This window comes from Actinosynnema sp. NPDC050801 (assembly GCF_040673975.1).
In the GTDB taxonomy this organism is placed as follows: Bacteria; Actinomycetota; Actinomycetes; order Mycobacteriales; family Pseudonocardiaceae; genus Actinosynnema.
The window spans coordinates 39,490-58,131 of record NZ_JBFAQZ010000023.1; the positions used below are offsets into that span (position 1 = coordinate 39,490).

General features: G+C 72.7%; 14 protein-coding genes. 6 read left to right on the forward strand and 8 right to left on the reverse strand.

The features are described 5' to 3' along the window. Positions 1-11 precede the first annotated feature (11 nt). From AB0K14_RS34090 to AB0K14_RS34105, 4 genes are read left to right on the forward strand one after another with little or no spacing between them, the layout of a single operon-like run. Entirely contained in the window at positions 12-1,589 is a 1,578-nt protein-coding gene (locus AB0K14_RS34090; protein WP_360457611.1) for an NAD(P)-binding domain-containing protein, read from the forward strand. Continuing rightward, the gene (locus AB0K14_RS34095; protein WP_360457614.1) at positions 1,586-2,677 is read left to right on the forward strand and encodes an alpha-hydroxy acid oxidase; all 1,092 of its coding nucleotides are present in this window, start codon (positions 1,586-1,588) and stop codon (positions 2,675-2,677) included. Before AB0K14_RS34090 ends, AB0K14_RS34095 begins: the two co-directional genes overlap by 4 nt. Continuing rightward, on the forward strand, positions 2,674-4,053 hold the full coding sequence (locus AB0K14_RS34100; protein ID WP_360457617.1) for a cytochrome P450: 1,380 nt from the start codon (positions 2,674-2,676) through the stop codon (positions 4,051-4,053). Before AB0K14_RS34095 ends, AB0K14_RS34100 begins: the two co-directional genes overlap by 4 nt. Beyond that, positions 4,050-5,336 (forward strand): cation:proton antiporter, encoded by a 1,287-nt coding sequence (locus AB0K14_RS34105; protein WP_360457620.1) that lies wholly within the window; start codon positions 4,050-4,052, stop codon positions 5,334-5,336. The genes AB0K14_RS34100 and AB0K14_RS34105 overlap by 4 nt, the downstream gene beginning before the upstream one ends. 50 nt (positions 5,337-5,386) lie before the next feature. Here AB0K14_RS34105 and AB0K14_RS34110 read toward each other — a convergent pair whose 3' ends face one another. Both AB0K14_RS34110 and AB0K14_RS34115 read right to left on the reverse strand, forming a co-directional pair. Continuing rightward, positions 5,387-6,043: a TOPRIM nucleotidyl transferase/hydrolase domain-containing protein gene (locus tag AB0K14_RS34110; RefSeq protein ID WP_360457623.1), complete on the reverse strand. Its 657-nt coding sequence runs from the start codon at positions 6,041-6,043 to the stop codon at positions 5,387-5,389. Positions 6,044-6,227: 184 nt separating this feature from the next. Beyond that, positions 6,228-6,857: a GNAT family N-acetyltransferase gene (locus AB0K14_RS34115; RefSeq protein ID WP_360457626.1), complete on the reverse strand. Its 630-nt coding sequence runs from the start codon at positions 6,855-6,857 to the stop codon at positions 6,228-6,230. Positions 6,858-6,980: 123 nt separating this feature from the next. On the opposite strand from AB0K14_RS34115, the gene AB0K14_RS34120 reads away from it, so the two are divergent. Further along, positions 6,981-7,997 carry a LacI family DNA-binding transcriptional regulator gene (locus AB0K14_RS34120; RefSeq protein ID WP_360457628.1) on the forward strand — a complete coding sequence of 339 codons (1,017 nt, stop codon included), beginning with the start codon at positions 6,981-6,983 and terminating at the stop codon, positions 7,995-7,997. Positions 7,998-8,004: 7 nt separating this feature from the next. Here AB0K14_RS34120 and AB0K14_RS34125 read toward each other — a convergent pair whose 3' ends face one another. The 4 genes from AB0K14_RS34125 to AB0K14_RS34140 all read right to left on the reverse strand — a co-directional run bounded on the left by AB0K14_RS34125 (position 8,005) and on the right by AB0K14_RS34140 (position 13,506). Further along, complete coding sequence (locus AB0K14_RS34125; RefSeq protein WP_360457631.1) at positions 8,005-10,404, reverse strand: glycoside hydrolase family 9 protein; 2,400 nt, start codon at positions 10,402-10,404, stop codon at positions 8,005-8,007. Between the two features lie 259 nt (positions 10,405-10,663). After that, positions 10,664-11,428 carry an ATP-binding cassette domain-containing protein gene (locus AB0K14_RS34130; RefSeq protein ID WP_360457634.1) on the reverse strand — a complete coding sequence of 255 codons (765 nt, stop codon included), beginning with the start codon at positions 11,426-11,428 and terminating at the stop codon, positions 10,664-10,666. Then, positions 11,425-12,450 (reverse strand): ABC transporter permease, encoded by a 1,026-nt coding sequence (locus tag AB0K14_RS34135; protein ID WP_360457637.1) that lies wholly within the window; start codon positions 12,448-12,450, stop codon positions 11,425-11,427. The genes AB0K14_RS34130 and AB0K14_RS34135 overlap by 4 nt, the downstream gene beginning before the upstream one ends. 3 nt (positions 12,451-12,453) lie before the next feature. After that, positions 12,454-13,506, reverse strand: a complete 1,053-nt coding sequence (locus AB0K14_RS34140) for a sugar ABC transporter substrate-binding protein (protein ID WP_360457640.1) — start codon at positions 13,504-13,506, stop codon at positions 12,454-12,456. Positions 13,507-13,731: 225 nt separating this feature from the next. Between AB0K14_RS34140 and AB0K14_RS34145 the strand changes: the two genes are divergently transcribed. Continuing rightward, positions 13,732-14,796 (forward strand): LacI family DNA-binding transcriptional regulator, encoded by a 1,065-nt coding sequence (locus AB0K14_RS34145; protein WP_360457643.1) that lies wholly within the window; start codon positions 13,732-13,734, stop codon positions 14,794-14,796. Positions 14,797-14,866: 70 nt separating this feature from the next. Here AB0K14_RS34145 and AB0K14_RS34150 read toward each other — a convergent pair whose 3' ends face one another. Together AB0K14_RS34150 and AB0K14_RS34155 are read right to left on the reverse strand one after the other, a co-directional pair. Further along, positions 14,867-16,486, reverse strand: a complete 1,620-nt coding sequence (locus tag AB0K14_RS34150; protein WP_360457646.1) for a hypothetical protein — start codon at positions 16,484-16,486, stop codon at positions 14,867-14,869. A gap of 360 nt (positions 16,487-16,846) precedes the next feature. Then, complete coding sequence (locus tag AB0K14_RS34155) at positions 16,847-18,640, reverse strand: GAF domain-containing protein (protein ID WP_360457648.1); 1,794 nt, start codon at positions 18,638-18,640, stop codon at positions 16,847-16,849. Positions 18,641-18,642 lie beyond the last annotated feature (2 nt).

Consider the following 18,642-nt stretch of genomic DNA (forward strand, 5'->3'; position numbering starts at 1 on the left):
AGGAGAAAGTCGTGTCCAGCGAGGTTTCCACGGAGTGTCTCGTGATCGGCGCCGGCCCGGCGGGGCTCCAGGTGTCGTACCTGCTCGCCCGCGCCGGGCGGGACCACCTCGTGCTGGAGGCCGGTGACGCCCCCGGCACGTTCTTCACCCGCTTCCCCCGGCACCGCACGCTGATCTCCATCAACAAGCCGAACACCGGGTGGGACGACCCCGAGCTGAACCTGCGCACCGACTGGAACTCGCTGCTGTCCGACGACCCGTCGCTGCTGTTCACCGGCTACACGCCCCGCTACTTCCCGCACGCCGACGACCTGGTCCGCTACCTCGGCGACTTCGCCGCGAAGCACGACCTGCCGGTCCGCTACGGCACGTCGGTGGTGGAGGTGACCCGGCCGGACGACTTCGTGGTGCGCGACCAGCACGGCGGCACCTACCGGGCGCGTCGGCTCATCGTGGCGACCGGGGTGTCCAAGCTCTACGTGCCGCCGATCGACGGCGTGGAGCTCGCCGAGCGGTACGACGAGGTGTCGGTGGACCCGGCCGACTTCACCGGGCAGAAGGTGCTGATCGTCGGACGCGGCAACTCGGCGTTCGAGACCGCCGACAACCTGATCGAGACCGCGTCGGTCATCCACGTCGCCGGGCCCGGCTCGCTGAAGCTGGCGTGGCAGACGCACTTCGTCGGCCACCTGCGCGCGGTGAATAACAACTTCCTCGACACCTACCAGCTCAAGTCGCAGAACGCGCTGCTGGACGGTCGGGTGCTGGACATCCGGCGGGACGACGACGGGTACCTGGTGCGGGTGAGCTTCGCGCGGGTCGCGGAACGGGTGAAGGAGATCCGCTACGACCGGGTCATCCTCGCGACGGGGTTCCGGTTCGACGCGTCGATCTTCGCGCCCGGGTGCCGGCCGCGGTTGACGATCAACGACCGGTTCCCGGACCAGACCGCCGCCTGGGAGTCGACGACCGTGCCCGACCTGTTCTTCGCCGGCACCATCACGCAGGCCAGGGACTTCAAGAAGTCGACCAGCGGGTTCATCCACGGCTTCCGGTACGGGGCGCGGGCGCTGCACCACATCCTGGAGCACCGCTACCACGGCGTGCCATGGCCCAGCCGCGACGTCGCCCGCGCGGACGTGGCCGACGCCGTCCTCGACCGGGTGAACCGCACGTCGGCGTTGTGGCAGCTGTTCGCGTTCATGGCGGACGCCGTGCTGGTCGGGCCGGACGGCTCCCTCCGCTACGCCGAGGAGGTGCCGGTCGCGCACCTGCACGAGGCGGTCGGCCGGGGCGACTTCGGCGACGTCGAGTCCTACCTGACCGTGACGCTGGAGTACGGCGCGGACCACGACAAGGTCAACCCGTTCGACATCACCGCGGGCCGGGTGTCGCAGGAGGACACCAGCGGGCTCGACGGCCGCTACCTGCACCCGGTGGTCCGGCACTTCCGCGCCGGGACACTGCTCGGCGAGCACCACCTCACCGAGAACCTCGAGAACGAGTGGGACAGCGAGCACGTGCACCGGGCGCCGCTGCTGGCGTTCCTGAAGGCCCGGCTGGCCCCGACCGCCGTGGGGTCGGCGTGAGCACGGGGCTCGCCGAGCTGCACGACGAGGCCCGCGCGGTGCTCGATGCCGTGCACTACGACTACTACGCGGGCGGGGTCGGCGACGAGGTCGTGCTCGGGGAGAACGAGGCCGCGTTCCGGCGCCTGGCCCTGTTGCCGAGGGTGTTGCGCGGCCGGGTGACCCGCGACCTCGGGGTCGACCTGCCCGGCGGCCGCCTGGACGTGCCGGTGCTCATCGCGCCGACCGCCTTCCACCGGCTCGCCCACCCCGAGGGCGAGCTGGCGACGGCACGTGCCGCGGCGGCGGCGCGGACGGTGCTCGTGTCCGGTGTGGCCTCCACGGTGGCGATCGGCGAGGTGGTGGCGGCGGCACGGTCGGTCGACGCGGACGCGTCCGTGTGGTTCCAGCTCTACCCGCAACCCGACGAGGACGTGACGCGGTGCCTGGTGGAGCGGGCGGAACGGGCGGGCTGCACGGCGCTGGTCGTCACGGCCGACTCGCCGGTGTTCGGCAGGCACCGCCGCGACGCCGAGCACGGCTTCCACGACCTGCCGGCCGGGTTGGCGGCGGAGAACATGCGCGACCTGCCCGGTGGGCCGCCGGGAGGTGTGCTGGACATCGTGATGTCGCCGTCGGTGTCGTGGGAGCACCTGGACCGGCTGCGGGAGCTGACGCCGCTGCCGTTGTGGCTCAAGGGGGTGCTCCACCCGCGTGACGCGGTGCTGGCGGTGGAGCACGGGGTGGCCGGGATCGTGGTGTCCAACCACGGTGGCCGCCAGTCCGACCTGGCCCCGGCGGCGGTGGAGGCGTTGCCCGCGGTGGTCGACGCGGTCGCGGGCCGGGTGCCGGTGGTGCTGGACGGCGGTGTGCGCGGCGGCGGTGACGTCGCCGTGGCGCTCGCGCTGGGTGCGGCGGCGGTCGGTGTCGGCCGGCCGGTGCTGTGGGGTCTGGCCGCGCACGGCGAGGCAGGGGTGGCGCGGGTGCTCGACGTGCTGCGCGACGAGTTCGACCACGTCCTCGCGCTGTGCGGCGGGCGTGACCCGGCCGACCTCACCCGCGACCTGGTCGTCGCGCGCGGGGCGGGGGTGTCCGCGCGGTGTGGGTGACCGGGTTGCTCGCCGCCGCGGTGGTGCTGACCGCGCCGCGGTGGCTGCCGGCGCGGGTGGTGGCGCTGCGCGCCAAGGTGTTCGAGAAGGTCAACGGGGACGACGCGATCACGTTCCCGAACGCCGAGGTCGGGCCGGACCGGTTCCGGGAGCTCTACGGGCACCCCGCGGCCGACGGCCGCAGCCGGGGCGCCGGCCTGTCGGACCTGTTCTGGTACTGGCTCTCCCCCGGCCCCGAGGTGCACCAGGAGCACCTGGAGGCCGGGCCGCGTTACGACGACGTGGCGCGCACGACGCGTGCGCTGCTGTCCGGGCCGGGCGACGTGCTGTCGGAGGCGGCGACCCGCTGCACCGCGGAGGTGCTCGACGAGGTCGTCACCGGACCGGTCACGCTGGTGCGGCTGCGCGACCTGATGATGCCGGTGTGGGCGGCGTACTTCCACGAGCTGGTGTTCGGCGAGCCGTGCCCGCGCGAGGCTCGTGACCTGATCGTGGGGCACGCCGACGACGTGGTGACGTCGCTGAAGTGCACCGGCCTGCGCCACCCCGCCCGGCGGGCCGCGCTGACCCGCTACCTGGCCCGGCGGGTCGCGGCGGGCGACGTGCGGCGGCCGTTGCCGTCGAGCCTGTCGCCCGCCGAGCAGGTGCACTACCTGCAGGGCACGTTCTTCAACACGGCCGTGGTGCAGATGTCCGAGGCGATGGCGCACCTGCTGCTGGCGCTGGCCCAGCACCCGGAGGCCGCGGCGCGGCTCAAGGCCGACGAGCGCTACTTCGCCCACGTCCTGGACGAGACGATGCGGATGTACCCGTTGTTCGGCATCGCGCACCGCATCACCACCGCCGACATCGCGTTGGACGAGCGCACCACGCTGCCCGCGGGGTCGGTGCTGTGCTTCGACTACCCCGCCTACCACGCCACCGCGCACGCGCGGCCGGACGTGTTCGACCCGGACCGCTGGGAGCACGTCGAGGCCCGCACGGTGCACCACATCCCGTTCGGCGTCGCCGCCAACCGCCCGTGCCCGGCGTGGCGGCTGTCCCCGCTGGCGCTGCGCGCGGCGACCTTCGAAGTGCTGCGCCGCGTGACCCTGCACTCCCCGGTGACGCACACCCGGTCGTTGCCGAGCCGGGGCCCCTGCCTGCTGGTCCGCGTGGGCGAGCCGTCGCGCGGACGGGCCGTGCTCGGCGCGTTCCTGCTCGTGCGGGACCGCTGGGAGGGCGTGTGGCGCAGCGTGGTGCAGCTGGTGCTCGGCACGGCCATGGTCCTGCACGCCCGCCGCCTGCGCCTGGCCGGGCGCTACTTCGACACGCACGACACCCAAGGTCGTCCGGTGCGGCGTCAGCCGCCTTCCACCGAGGAGATCACCGAGTGAACCAGATCCAGTTCGCGTTGCGGGTGTTCGCCGCGCTGGCGGTCGTGCTCGCGGCGACGACGCTGTGCGGGCGCGTCGCCATGGCGGTCAAGCAGCCGAGGGTCGTCGGCGAGATGGTCGCCGGCGTCCTGCTCGGACCGGCCCTGCTGGGCGCCGTGGCCCCCGGCGTGCAGGCCCAGCTGTTCCCCGCGGACGTCAAGGACACGCTGTACGTGCTCAGCACGATCGGCTTGACGTTCTACATGTTCCTCGTCGGGTCGTCGCTCGACCACGGGCTGGCCGCCGGGCGGAACATGCGGCGGGCGTCGGCGCTGGCGGTGTCGGGCATCGTGCCGACGTTCGCGTTGGGCGCGGGCGCGGCGGCGCTGTTCTTCGGGTCGCTGAGCCCGGAGGGCACGACCCGCTGGGAGTTCATGCTGTTCGTCGGCGGCGCGCTGTCGATCACCGCGTTCCCCATGCTGGCGCGGATCCTGCAGGAGCGCGGGATCGCGAACACGCCGATCGGCGGCCTCACGCTGGTCGCGGCGGCGATCGACGACGCGGCGGCGTGGGTGATCCTCGCGGTCATCATCGCCGTCGCGGCGGCGGGCAGCCCGTTCGACGCGGTGGGCACGGTGGCGGGTGCGGCGGTGTTCGCGGTGCTCATGCTCACGGTGGGGCGCAGGCTGTTCCGGCGGGTGGGCGAGCGGGTGGAGCGCGAGGGCCGGATGAGCCGCGACGTGATGGCGCTGGTGCTGCTCGTCGTGCTGGTGGCGGGGTGGTTCACCGACTACATCGGCGTGTTCTCGGTGTTCGGCGGGTTCATCACCGGGTTGGCGATGCCGCAGTCGTCGGTCGTGCGCCGGGAGCTGGAAACGCGGCTCACGGACCTGAACTCGATCCTGCTGCTTCCGGTGTTCTTCGCGTTCAGCGGGCTCAACACGCAGGTGTCCGGCTTCGGCGCGGGCGGTGGCCTGTGGTGGCCGCTCGCGGTGATCATGGCGGTGGCGTTCGCCGGCAAGTACCTGGGCTGCGCGGCGGTCGTGCGGGCCCAGGGTTTCTCGTGGCGCTACGCGTCGGCGGTCGGCGGGCTGATGAACGCGCGCGGCCTGATGATCCTGATCTTCATCAACATCGGCCTCGCGCACGGCATGGTGACACCGGAGCTGTTCGCGATCCTCGTCGCGGTCGCGATCGTGACCACCGCCGCCGCGATGCCGATCTACCGCGCCTCGCTGCCGGAGAGCCTGGAGAGCGGCACGCCCGACCTCCTACCACCCCCGGTGGCCGCGCGGAAGCCGTGAAGCCCGTCGTGCGCAGGCGGCCCCGTCCCCGGGGCCGCCTGGTCCTCCGGTCAGATGGCCGTCAGCAGCGCGTCGAGCGGTCGGGGCAGGGCGTCGCGGTCGACCGCCGCCGCCACCAGCAGCCGGGCGTAGCGCAGCTTGCGCCCGGAACCGCTGCCCAGGAACCGCCGCATCTGCGCCTCGGGCCGCCGGCCGCGCCAGGCGGGTTGGTTCTGCATCGAGCGGAACGACCCGAGGTCGCCCTGCAAGTCGAAGAGCGCCTCGACCCCCGCCCGGCCCACGGCGCGGACGAGCTCGTCCTCCAGGTCGTCGACGCAGACGTGGAAGCCGAGGCGCTCCAGGTCCGCACGCGTGCGGGGAGCGCCCACACCCGCCGCGACCAGCCCGCGCCGGAACACCTCCACCTCACCCAGGTCGCACAGACCGGCGAGGCGCACCCCGCCGGCCGACAGGCCCGAGCCCGCCAGGACACGGCCGATCGCCTGCGCACCGCCGATCGGCACGATCACCACCCGCTCGGCCTCCAGGTCCCGCCCGAGACCCACCGCGGCCGCTTCCACCGCGATCTGGTCGCTGATGCCCTCGACCACCACCACGGCCGCCGCGCCGTCGACCTTCGCCAAGGCACGAGCCGTCGCCCGGATGGGGGCACCCGGACCGCTCACGTCGTCGTCGAGCGCCGCGCGAGGTGGTCGGGCAGTGGCCATGGTCGTCATCATCGGCGACGTGCGGGCAGCCGACAAGCGGCGTTCGGGGTTGCCGGTCGCACTCTTCACCGCAGCTCAGGGCGTTCTCAGCCGGTCTCGGTACAACTGCGCACGGCGCGAGCGCCCGCCCCACCCGCTGACCGGCTGCCCCGATCACGCGGCGGGCACCTGCCCGGGTGAACGCTCAAGCGGTGTGCGGCGCCGCGGGGTCCGGGCGGTGCGCCGCGACCACCTCCGAGTCGACCCACCAGCCGAGGGACTCGTACAGGTGGCGCCCCTCGACCGTGGCGACCAGGACCGCGACGCCGGCGCCCCGGTCCCGCGCGTGCGCGCCGATCGTGCCCATCACGCACCGTCCCAGGCCGCGCCGCCGGTGGGCGGGCTCCGTCACGACCTGGTCCACCACCGCCACGCCGCCGTGCACCGCGAACCGGCCGCGCGCGGCCCGGCCACCGTCCGGAGCGGTCACGACCACCTCGTGGAACCGGCGCTCCCGCACGACCTCGGTGCGGTACCCGTCCGGCGCGGGAACCGCCGGACCGTCGCCGGGGGTGGTGCTCATCAGGAACTCCGGTGCGCCGACGACCCAACCGGGACCGAGCAGCGGCACCACGTCCGCGCGCCTCCCGCAGATCTTCAGCCACGTGCCCGGCTCCGTCGACGCCACCGCCCGCTCGCGCACCGACGCCGTGCCGGCCAACACGAACCGCACCCGGTGCCCCGGCAGGCCCACGTCGATCCGGAACCCGTCGGGCTCCTCGACCGGTTCCGGCGCGTCGCGGCACAGCGACCACCCCAACACCCATTCCCGCACGCGTTGCTCCACGAGATCAGCACGGTAGCCCGCTCGGCGCGCTCGCTCGCGACCCCTCCACGTCCCCGCGGGGCCGTCGGGTGATGATCGGGTGACCGCGCCGCGGCGCGTAGGCTGCCGTTCGTGGCTGTGGATGGGCGCGCGGGCGGTGAGGTGCGGGTTTCCCGGATCGCGGACCTGGCCGGGGTGTCCGCCTCGACCGTGTCGAAGGTGATCCACGGGCGGCCGGGTGTGTCCGACGGGACGCGCAGGCGCATCGAGGAGTTGATCCGCGAGCACGGCTTCCAGAAGACCGAGAAGGTCGAACCGGTCCCGATCGTCGAGGTGGTCTTCCAGTCCTTGGACAGCCTGTGGGCGCTGGAGATCATCCGCGGGGTCGAGGAGGCGGTCCGCCCGCACGGCCTGGCGGTGACGCTGACCGAGATGCAGGGCGGCCACACCCCCGAGAGCGCGTGGGCGCGGCAGATGCTGGCCCGCCGGCCGGTCGGTGTCATCGCGGTCTCCGCCGAGTTCAGCGAGGCCCAGCTGGCCCAGCTGGGCAGCCGGGCCATCCCGCTGGTCGCGCTGGACCCCACCGGCGAGCCGACCCACCCGATCCCGTCGGTGGGCGCGACGAACTGGAACGGCGGCCTGGTCGCCACCCGTCACCTGGTCGGGCTCGGCCACCGCCGCATCGCCATGGTCAACGGCCCGTCGGAGTTCCTGTGCTGCCGCGCCCGCCTGGACGGCTACCGCGCGGCCCTCGACGCGGCCGGCGTGCCGCAGGACCGCAAGCTGGTGCGGACCGCGCCCCTCTACCACGACGGCGGCCGCGACGCCGCGCGCGAGCTGCTGCGGCTGCCCGACCGGCCCACCGCCGTCTTCGCCGCCAACGACCTGCAAGCCCTGGGCGTCTACGACGCCGCGCGGGAGGCGGGGCTGCGCATCCCGCACGACCTGAGCGTGGTCGGCTTCGACGACCTGGCGTTCACCCAGTGGTCCGATCCCCCGCTGACCACCGTGCGGCAGCCGTTGCGGCGGATGGGCGCCGAGGCCGCCGGGATGCTGCTGACCCTGGCGGCGGGCGGTGAGCCGGACGACGACCGCGTCGAGTTGCCGACGAGGCTCGTCGTCCGGGGCAGCACCGCGCCGCCGCCGTGACGGACGGTCAGCCCGCGCAGGTGTAGTCCGAGGGCAGTGCGGTGCTGCCGTTGGGACGTGCCGCCTGGAAGCCGAACTCGGCCGTCGCCCCGGGTGCCAGCGAGCGGACGGCCCGCGCGGTCACGACCTGGCCGCCGGTGGTCAGCGCCGCGTTCCACGACCCGGTGACCGAGTGCCCGGACGGCAGCGTGAACGTGACCGCCCAGGTGATCGTCGACGCCCCGGTGTTGGTGATCCGCACCGGCTGCACGACGTAGCCGGTGCCCCACTGGCTCTGGGTCGTGGCGACGACCGTGCAGCCGGCCCCGCCGCCCGGCACGGTCACCGTGACCTCCGCCGACACGGGGGACGTGTTGCCCGCCGCGTCCCGCGCCCGTACCTGGTAGCGGTAGGTGCCCGCGGCCAGGCCGCTGTCGGTGTGGGACGTGCCCGGTGCGGTGGCGACCCGGGTGAACGTGCCGGACGAGCCGGTGGCGCGCAGGACGTCGTAGCCGGTGACGCCGACGTTGTCGGTCGAGGCTCCCCACGCCAGCGACACCGAGCCGCCCGAGGCCGACGCGGTCAGGCCCGCCGGCGTGCTGGGTGCGGTCGTGTCCGCGGGCGAGTCGGAACCCGCCTTCTCCGCCGCCCACGCCGACAGCCACGCCAGCGCGGAGTTCCAGTTCAACGCCACCTCGTTGACCGACCAGGCGTTGATGTCGTCCAGGTAGCACTTCTGGGGCTTGCAGCCCGCCAACTGCTGCTGCGCGACCGGGTCCTGGAGGTCGACGTTGGGGCCGCCCGCCAGCAACCCCGCGGGCGGGATCGGCAGCGACGGGTCCAGCTGGTTGGCCCAGAAGCGGTGGTGGGAGTTGCGGGTGGCGCGCTCGCCGTAGCCGGTCACGTAGGAGTGGTTGAACGGGTTGCGCCCGAACAGGTAGTCCAACGCCTGGTAGACGCCCGTCCGGTACTTGGCCTGGCCGGTGAAGTCGTGCGCCAGCGCCAGCACGTTGGCCGCGTTGGCGACCACGCCGTTGGATCCCCAGTAGTAGCCGCTCGCCGGCGCCGGGTAGCCCTGGGTCGACGCCTGGTTGAGCAGCCGGTCGCCGTAGGAGGCGAACGCCGCGCGGGTGGCCGACACGTCCGAGGCGGCCAGGCCGTTGGGCACCAGCGCCAACGTCGTGTCCCCCAGTCCCGCGGTCCACCACCAGTCGAACCCGCCCTGCTCGAACCCCCTGCCCCGGAAGAAGGACGACCCGGTCACGTCACCGCGGTAGGTGGCGGAACCGGTGGTGGTGAACAGCTCCGCCGCGGCCCAGAAGAACTCGTCGGTCACGTTGTTGTCGACGTACGTGCCGCCGCCGTTGCCGTCGTTGGAGTCGGCGTAGCGCGTCGGGTTGGCCTTGGCCGCGGTGTAGGCGCGCTGCGCGGCGGTCAGGGCGCGGGAGGCGAAGTCCGCGTCGACGTCGCGCCACACCCGTGCGGCCTGCGCGGCCACGGCGGCCAGGTTGAGCGTGGCGGCGGTCGTCACGGCCGACAGCAGGCGCGGCTGCGGGTCCTGGTCGGGGCGCATCGGCAGGGCGGTCCAGTTCTCGTCGCTGACCTTGTGCCGCACCATGCCCGCGTCCGCCCGCCCCTGCGGCACCTGCATCTTCATCAGGAACTCGATGCCCCACCGGGCCTCGTCGAGGATGTCGGGCACACCGTTGCCGCGCTCGGGGATCGCCAGCTTCCCGTCGCCCAGGGCCGCCCGGTCCGCGCCGCTCACGTACAGGGTGCGCTCGTACTCGTTGACCAGCTGCCACGCGGCGATGCCGGTGTTCACGCCGTACTTGCCGTGGTCGCCCGCGTCGTACCAGCCGCCCCGCACGTCGGAGGTGTAGCCGCACGACACCCGGCACGGCACCCCGTCGTCGCCCCGGTTCGGGGAGACGTTGACGTGCCCGGCGGGTCGCGCGTACCGCGCGCCGACGTGCTCGGCCAGGATCGGTGTGCCGCTGCGCTGGTGGTAGAAGAACGCGAGGGCGTCGTAGCGCAGGCGCCTGAGCGGATCGGCCGAGATGTCGAACGGGTTGCTGTTCGCCCCCGCCACCGACAGCACGTAGCCGGCGCCGGGCGTGTCGAACGACGAGAAGTCGACGACGTGCACGTTGTCGCCCGACAACGGGTCCGCGCCCCGCACGCTGGTCTGGCCCGAGGCCACGGTCACCCCGGAGGCGTTGCGCAGCGACCACGCCGCGGGCGAGCCCGAGCCGTTGACCACCGTGGCCTGCTTCGGCAGACCGGGCACGTAGGCCACCTGGTTGACCTTGACCGCAGGACCGGCGTCGGGAGCCGCCAGTGCGGCGGACGGGGCCAGGGTGGCCGCGGCCAGCGCCAGAGCCGCCGCCACCGCCACCCCGCGACGAAGTTGGTGATGAGTGCGCACGGACAGATCCTCCTTGGATCACGCCGCCACCCTGACCGAAACGTTCTCGATCCAGAACGACAGTGTTGCGGACCGGGAGCGCTCCCAGAAGAGCGCCTTCGGCTCTGAATGGTGAACCACCAGGAGCGCTCTGGTCAACGTTCTCTCTGGAGCGAGAAATTTTCGTAGCTCGCCTGCCGCGGATCGCCACATCACGCACGTTCGCCCCGGCCCGACGCACGTGGTGCGCCAGGCCGGGGCGACAGCGGGCGGCGTGAACCTAGTCCGGTGGCTCCATGGCACCGGTCATGATCGCGACGGCGTCGGACATCGAGACGGTCCTCGGGTCGACCACGGCCTTGCGGCGACCGAGGCGCTGGATGTGGATGCGGTCGGCGACCTCGAACACGTGGGGCATGTTGTGGCTGATCAGGATCACCGGCAGGCCGCGGTCCCGCACCTGGAGGACGAGGTCGAGCACGGCGCGGGACTCGCGCACGCCCAGGGCCGCCGTCGGCTCGTCCATGATCACCACCCGGCTGCCGAACGCGGCGGCCCGCGCCACCGCCACCGCCTGCCGCTGCCCGCCGGACAGCGTCTCCACCGCCTGGCCCGGGTTCTGGATCGTCATGATGCCCAGCGCGTCGAGCTGCCGCCGGGCCTCCTCGCGCATCCCGTTGCGGTCGAGCATCCGGAACACCGTGCCGAGGACGCCCTTGCGGCGGCGCTCACGGCCGAGGAACAGGTTGCTCGCGATGTCCAACGACGGCGAGACGGCCAACGACTGGTGCACCGTCTCGATGCCCGCGTCACGCGCGTCGATCGGCGAGGTGAACGAGACCGGCTCGCCGTCGAGCAGGATCTCGCCCTCGTCCGGCACGACCGCGCCCGACAACGCCTTGATCAGGCTGGACTTGCCGGCGCCGTTGTCGCCGATCACGGCCAGGATCTCGCCCGGCAGCAGCTCCAGGTCGGAACCCGCCAGCGCGGTCACCCGGCCGTAGCGCTTGACCAGCCCGCGGGCCTGCAACACCGGTGTGGTCATGGCTTCACCTTCCGGATCCACTGGTCGAGCGACACCGCGACGATGATCAGCACGCCGACCGCCAGGGTCTGCCACAGCACGTCCACCCCGGCCAGCGCCAGGCCGTTGCGGAACACGCCGACGATCAACGCGCCGATCAGCGAGCCGACGATGGCGCCGCGACCGCCGAACAGGCTGGTGCCGCCGATGACGACCGCCGTGATCGAGTCCAGGTTGTCCATCTGCCCGGCCTGCGGGCTCGCCGAGGCGATCCGGCCGATCAGCACCCAGGCCGCCAGCGCGTACACCAGGCCCGCTATCGCGTACACGCTCAGCAGCACGCGGGCGGTGCGGATGCCGGACAGGCGGGACGCTTCGAGGTCGTCGCCGGTGGCGTAGACGTGCCGGCCCCACGCGGTGTTCTTCAGCGCGAACGCCATCGCGGCCACCAGCAGCACCATCATGATCGAGCCGTAGGTGACGCGGGTACCGCCGAGGTTCACCGTCTCGCCGGTCCACAGCAGCAGCGACGGCATGTCGGCACCGCGGATGGTGGCGCTCTCCGAGTACCAGAGGTTCAGCGCGAAGAACACGTTCAGCGTGCCGAGGGTGACGATGAACGGCGGCAGCTTCAGCCGCGTGACGAGCAGCCCGTTGAGCAGGCCGCACAGCGTGCCCACCACGAAGCCGAGCAGCAGCGCGGGCAGGCCCGGCAGCCCGGTGTCCGCCGCCACCTTCGCCATCACGATCGACGTGAGCACCATGATCGCGCCGCAGGACAGGTCGATGCCGGCGGTGAGGATGACGATGGTCTGGCCGACGGCGAGCGTGCCGATGACCGCGACCTGCTGCAGGATCAGGGAGATGTTGCCCGGCGTGAGGAAGCGGGGCGACAGCACGGCGAACACGACGATGGCGACCAGCAGCACCACGGCGGGCCCGATGGTGGCCTGCGAGTGCAGCAGGTGCTGGAGACGGGTCAGGGGTGACGGACGGTCCTGGTCACCGCCCGGCGCGAGTTTGTCCGACAGCGTGGTCGACATGGCTCAGCCCCAGCAGTTCTGCAGGCCCCAGGCGGAGTCCTTCGACTCGACCCCGGCCGCGGGCTGGTCGGTGATCAGCGTGACACCGGTGTCGACGAAGTCCTTGCCCGCGGTGTTCTGCGGCTTGGTGCCGTCCTTGGCGAACTTCGCGATCGCCTCGACGCCGAGCTGCGCCATCTTCAACGGGTACTGCTGCGCGGTCGCGCCGATGACGCCGGACTTGATGTTCTCCACGCCGGGGCAGCCGCCGTCCACCGAGACGATGACGACGTCCTTCTCCTTGCCCGCCGCCTTCAACGCCTCGTACGCGCCCGCCGCCGCCGGCTCGTTGATCGTGTAGACGAGGTTGATGCCGGGGTCCTTCTGGAGCAGGTTCTCCATCGCCGTCCGGCCGCCCTCGGGCGCGCCGTCGGTGACGTCGTGGCCCACGATCCGCGGGTCGCTCTCGTCGCCGATCCGGTCCTTGTCCCGCACGTCGACGCCGAAGCCCTCCAGGAAGCCCTGGTCACGCTGCACGTCCACGGAGACCTGGTTCGGGTTGAGGTCCAGCAGCGCGATCTTCGCCTGCTTGCCCTCGGTCTCGAACTTCGCCTTCGCCCACTGCCCGATCAGCTTCCCGGCCTGGTAGTTGTCGGTGGCGAAGGTCGCGTCGGCGGCGTCGGCCGGCTCCAGCTGGGTGTCCAGCGCGATGACCAGCAGCCCGGCCTGGCGCGCCTTGTCCACCGACGGCACGATCGCCTTCGAGTCGTTGGGCGTGATCAGGATGCCCTTGGCGCCCGCGCCGATCAGGTTCTCGATCGCGTCCACCTGCGACTGGTTGTCGCCGTCCTGCTTGCCCGCGAACGACTGCACCGTCGCGCCGGCGGTGCCCGCGGCCTGCTGCGCGCCCTCCTTCATCTTCACGAAGAACGGGTTCGTGTCGGTCTTGGTCACCAACCCGACGAGCGTGCCGCCACCGGCCGCGTCGCCGCCGTCCCCGCACCCGGTGACCAGTGCCAGCAACGACGCCGACACCAGCGCCGTGAGCCTGACGCCCATTCGCGACCGTCCGGTCATGTCTCCTCCAACGTCAACGTTGACGTAACCAGCCATCGAGCAGGAAGCGGATCACGTCGGGCTTGGTCACGCGATATCGCGAGCAGAAGTCCCACACGTCCGCCCTCGACAGCTACACCGGGAGGAATGGGGGCTTTTGTTAAGTCATCGTTGACGCTAGCTTCGTGGTCCGAGGTGCGACAACCCGCCGTTACGCAAGCGTTACCCAGGATGGAGCAGAGGACCATGGACCCACGGGGCGCACGGCGCGAGCCGACCATGAGGGACGTCGCCGCACTCGCCCAGGTCAGCACGAAGACGGTGTCACGGGTGATCAACGACCTGCCCGGCGCCGGCGCCGAGGTCGTCGAACGGGTCCGCGCCGCCGCGCGCACCCTCGGCTACCGCCCCAACCTGACCGCCAGCAGCCTGCGCCGTTCCGACCGGCGCAGCGCCACCATCGGCGTGCTGTTCGAGGACCTGTCCAACCCGTTCGACGCCGCCCTCCTGCGCGCGGTGGAGGACCGGGCGCGGCAGAACGGCGTGCTGGTGCTGGCGGGCAGCAGCGAGGACGACCCCGGCCTCCAGCGCGAACTGCTCACCTCCCTGGCCACCCGCCGCGTCGACGGCATGGTCGTCATGGCCGTCGGCGGCCACCAGGACGCGCTCCAGCAGGAGCGCGAGCGCGGCACGCCCATGGTGCTGGTCGACCGACCGCCGACGTTCGGCGGCACCGACAGCGTCACCACCACCAACCGGGACAGCTCACGGGAAGCCGTGCTCCACCTGGCCGGTCGCGGTCACCGGCGCATCGCGTTCCTCGGCGACCGGCAGACGCTGTGGACCAGCCAGGAGCGCTACACCGGCTACCTGGAAGGGCTCGCCCACACCGGCCTGACGCTGCACGAAGAACTCGTCCGCACCGACCTGCACGGCCCCGACGCCGCGGCGACCGCCGCCGCGGCCCTGTTCGACCTGGACGAACCGCCGACCGCGATGTTCACCGCGCAGAACCTGGTGACCGTCGGCGCGATGCGGGTCCTGCGCGCCCGCGACCTGCACCACCGGGTCGCGCTGATCGGCTTCGACGACTTCCCCCTGGCCGACATGCTCGAACCCGGTGTCACCGTCCTGCGCCAGGACGTCCCCGCGCTCGGCCGCAGGGCCGCGGAGCTCATCTTCGCCCGCATCGCCGGCGACCAGTCCCCACCGACGCACGCCGTCGTACCGGCCACCCTCGTCCAACGCGGTTCCGGCGAGCTCACGCCACCGCACGACCGTCCGGACGCTCTCGCGCACCGGGCACGGTGACGTCCGGGCCCCGCCCACCGGCGGGGAGCCCGACCGGTCGTCGGACTCCCCGCGGTCGGGTGCGGGTGGGTCAGGGGCCCGCGACGGCCTGTGCCTTGGCGTTGCGCTCGAAGACCGACCAGAACGAGGACGAGCAGTAGGTGCAGCCGGGGCCGAAGTACAGGCCGCGGGCCTGTTCGTCGGCCATGAGGTGCAGGCGGAACCAGGCGGTGACGGTGCCGTGGAGGGCGGGGATGCCGTAGTGGTCGGCGCCGCGTTGCTCGGCGTAGATGGCGGGGACCTGGGTGGCCTGGCGGTAGGTGTTGCGGACGGTGGTGGGCGTGACGATGGTGTCGTTCTGACCGGCGATGAACAGCGCGGGCCCTCGCAGTCGGCCGGCGCTGCTGAACGCGAGCGGGTAGATCGGCGCGATGGTGTCCACGCGGGGGTCGGCTCCGGCGTCGACCGCGGCGCCGCCGCCGAAGGAGTGGCCGGTGGCGCCCACGTTGGACAGGTCGACCTTGCCCTGCAGGACGCTGCCGGCGCGGTTGTGCTCGGTCGTCAGGTGGTCCAGCCCCTGGAGCATCGGGCCGCCGGTGCCCGCGTTGCCCTCCGCCGCCGCGACGATGAAGCCGTGGGAGGCGAGGTGGTTGAGCAGCGGGACGTACCGGTCCAGCCCGGAGCGGGCGCCGTTGTTCCACAGCACGACCGGGTGGGTCGTGCAGCCCAGGGTGCCCGGGGCCACCGGCCGGAAGACGGTGGTGCCGCGGCCGTTGGACGCGGAGGTCACGGCGAACGGACCGGCGTCGGCCCACCGGCCGTCGACCGACGAGCAGGGCGAGGTGGGCGGCGCGGTGGTGGTCGTGGTGGTGGTCGTGGTGGGGCTGCTCGTCGTGGTGGGGTCGCTGGTGGTGGTCGGCGCGGTCGTGGTCGTGGTGGGCCTCTGGTTCTCGTACTCGACGATGGTGTTCTTGATCTGGTTGAACACGCCGATGTCGCCGGGGAAGCTCCCGTGGCCGATGCACGTCGGCGTCTGGAGGTTGGTCGCCCCGGACAGTTCCGCCGACGTGCTGGGGTTGACGTTCCAGTCGCAGGCGGAGCGCTGCGTGGTGTAGCGGACGGCGGGCGAGCCCGGGACCTCGGTGCCGGCGTTGAGCGCGGCCAGCCACGGCGAGCCGATGGCGAACTGCCGGCACGACACGTAGGTGTACTGGCACATCGACGCGGTGGTGGTGCCGTGGTGCGGGCCGGCCATCGAGAAGTACAGCGACACCTTGTCCTGCGCGCCGGGCACGTTCTTGAGGTAGGAGCGGGCCGCCAGGGTGGAGGCCGACCAGGTCACCAGCACGACCTTGGCCGCGCCGGTCCGGGACAGCACGCTGTCGACCTTCCGGCCGATCTCCTGCCCGGCCCGGGTGAGGTCACCGGTCATGCTCGTGCTGTCGGTCCAGGTGTCGACCCGGTCGGACCGCCAGCCCGCGTTGACGAAGTTGCGCTTCATCGGCTCCATGTGCGAGGTCGTGCCGGTCATACCCGGCATGATGATCACCGGGTCGTGCTCGACGGCCGCGGCGCCCTGGACGGCGACGAGGTCTGCGCGCGCTTGGGGCGAGATCCCGATCAGTGACAGCGCGGCCGCGACGGCGGCCAGCACCGCGAGCAGTGCCGCCGCGCGAACGCGGACAGCGGCGCGTGCGTAAATGGTGGACATCGGACAGCCTTCCTGGACAGGGAGTGGTGCAGGGAATCGACAGGTGATCCGGGTCGCCCTGTTTCGCCGATGCTACGAATGCGAAAACGGCGACGCCATGGATCCGCGCACACACTTGAGACGCCTCCGCATGTCGTGAACCACACACCTGGTCCCGGTCTGCGAAAGGCCGCGCCGCAGTGGTCCCCGCACAGCCTCGACCAGCGGACTGTGTGGTCACGGACATAGCTGCCGTCTGCGCTCTTCGTTATTCTCGGAAGATCCGGCTGTCGATTTTTCGCGCTGTGCCCGGTATTCGACTGCGCCTTTTCCCGGAGGGCGATCGATGTCTGATCTGATCGTCGCCACGGTGGAGGCCGTCTACGTCGCCTGCAACGCGTGCAGGCGCAGCGCGAGCTGGATCTCCAGCATCCGGTTCGGGGACTGCCAGTCCGGGCCGAGCAGCTTGCCGATCCGGTCCAGGCGCTGGGCGACGGTGTTGACGTGGACGTGCAGCAGGTCCTTGGCGCGCGGCGGGTTGCCGCCGCTGGCGAAGTACGCCTCCAGGGTGCGGACGAGTTCCGTGCCGCGCTCGCGGTCGTAGTCGAAGACCGGGCCGAGGGTGCGGCGGATGAACCCGGCGTGGTCGGCGTGGTCGGCGAGCAGGGTGCCGATGAAGCCCAGTTCCGCCATCGAGGCACCGGTGCCCTCGCGGCCCAGGCGGAGCAGGGCGCGCAGGCACCGGCCCGCTTCCGCGTGGGCGCGGGCGAGTTCGACGGGTCCGCGGGCCGGGCCGGCCGCGGCGACGGTGACGGGGCAACCGACGGTGGCGGCCAGTGCCGCGCGGACGCGGTCGGCCGGCACGCCGGCGGTCTCGGTCGGGATGAGCAGCACCACCTGTTCGGCGTGGATTCCGCTCAGGACGGCGCACCGGGCGGCGGCCGACGCCAGTCGGCGGCGTGGGACCGCGGGGGCGTGGGCGATGAGCACCGCGTGGGGTCCGGTGAGGTCCACGCCGAGGCGTCGTGCGCGGTCGACCAGGGCGGCGGGGTTGCGGTCGGGCGCGGTGAGCAGGTCGGTGAGCAGTTCGCCGCGGACCTCGTCCTCGGCCCTGGCCACCGAGCGGCGCAGCAGGAGCAGCAGGGCGGTGACGACGGCGGCGCGTTCGAACAGGCGCCGGTCGGCGTCGACGAGGTCCCCCGAGCCGCTGCCGGCGCCGCGTGCGATGCTGCCGAGCAGTTCCGGTCCGGCCTGCACCGCGCAGACCCAGCCGTCCGGGGTGGGCACGGCGCGGCCGGAGTGGTGGGAGAGCGCCACGGCCTGCGGGTTCGGGGCTTTGACGGGCGGACCGGCGCGGGCCAGTTCGGCGCCGTCGGCGGTGTGCACGCCGATGCCGCCACCCAGCACGTCGGCGACCGCGGCGGCGACGGCGGAGAGGTCCCCGCCGCGCAGCACCAGGTCCATCAGCTTGTCGTGGGCCTCCTCCGCGCGCTCCACGGCCTGGCTGTGGGCGCTGATCTCGGCCAGCAGCCTCGCGTTGTCCAACGCGACGGCGGCGTGGTCGGCCAACGAGGACAGCAGGGCGATCTCGTCGGGCGTGAACTCGCGCGGCGTGCGCTCCGCGGCGTACAGCACGCCGATGACCGCGTCGCCCACCGTCAGCGGAACGGCCAGCAGCGCGGTCATCCCCTCCTCCTTCACCGCCGCGTCCACGGGCGCGGTGTGCCGGAACCGCTCGTCGGTGAAGTAGTCGGCGGTGGCGTAGGGGCGGCCGGTCTGGGCGACCAGCCCGCCCAGGCCCACCCCCATCCTCATCCGGACCCGGGGGAACAGCTCGGACACCGAGCCGTCGGCGACCCGCATGCAGGTGGTCTCGGTGGCCGGGTCGTTGAACGTGAGGTAGGACAGGTCGACGCCCAGGAGCCTGCGCGCCCGGTGCACGATGGACCGCAGCACCTCGTCGGGGTCGCGCAACCGGGCCAGGTCGCCGGCGGTGTCGAACAGGGCGCCGAGCTCGGCCTCCCGCCGCCGGTGGCCGCGCAGGGTGGCGTTGACGCGCAGCGCCAGCTCGACCGCCGGACCGGCCCGGGGTTCGTCCACGGCGACCAGCGCCAGCTCATCGCCGCGGGCGTCCCCGGCGAGCAGCGTCAGCAGGTGGAAGGCGACGTCGTCCACGT

Excerpts from the sequence above, each read along its gene's own strand:
- AB0K14_RS34110 (WP_360457623.1), bottom strand. The coding sequence starts at position 6,043 with ATGGCCACTGCCCGACCACCTCGCGCGGCGCTCGACGACGACGTGAGC.
- AB0K14_RS34130 (WP_360457634.1), bottom strand. The coding sequence starts at position 11,428 with ATGACCACACCGGTGTTGCAGGCCCGCGGGCTGGTCAAGCGCTACGGC.
- AB0K14_RS34135 (WP_360457637.1), bottom strand. The coding sequence starts at position 12,450 with ATGTCGACCACGCTGTCGGACAAACTCGCGCCGGGCGGTGACCAGGAC.
- AB0K14_RS34140 (WP_360457640.1), bottom strand. The coding sequence starts at position 13,506 with ATGACCGGACGGTCGCGAATGGGCGTCAGGCTCACGGCGCTGGTGTCG.
- AB0K14_RS34145 (WP_360457643.1), top strand. The coding sequence starts at position 13,732 with ATGGACCCACGGGGCGCACGGCGCGAGCCGACCATGAGGGACGTCGCC.
- AB0K14_RS34150 (WP_360457646.1), bottom strand. The coding sequence starts at position 16,486 with ATGTCCACCATTTACGCACGCGCCGCTGTCCGCGTTCGCGCGGCGGCA.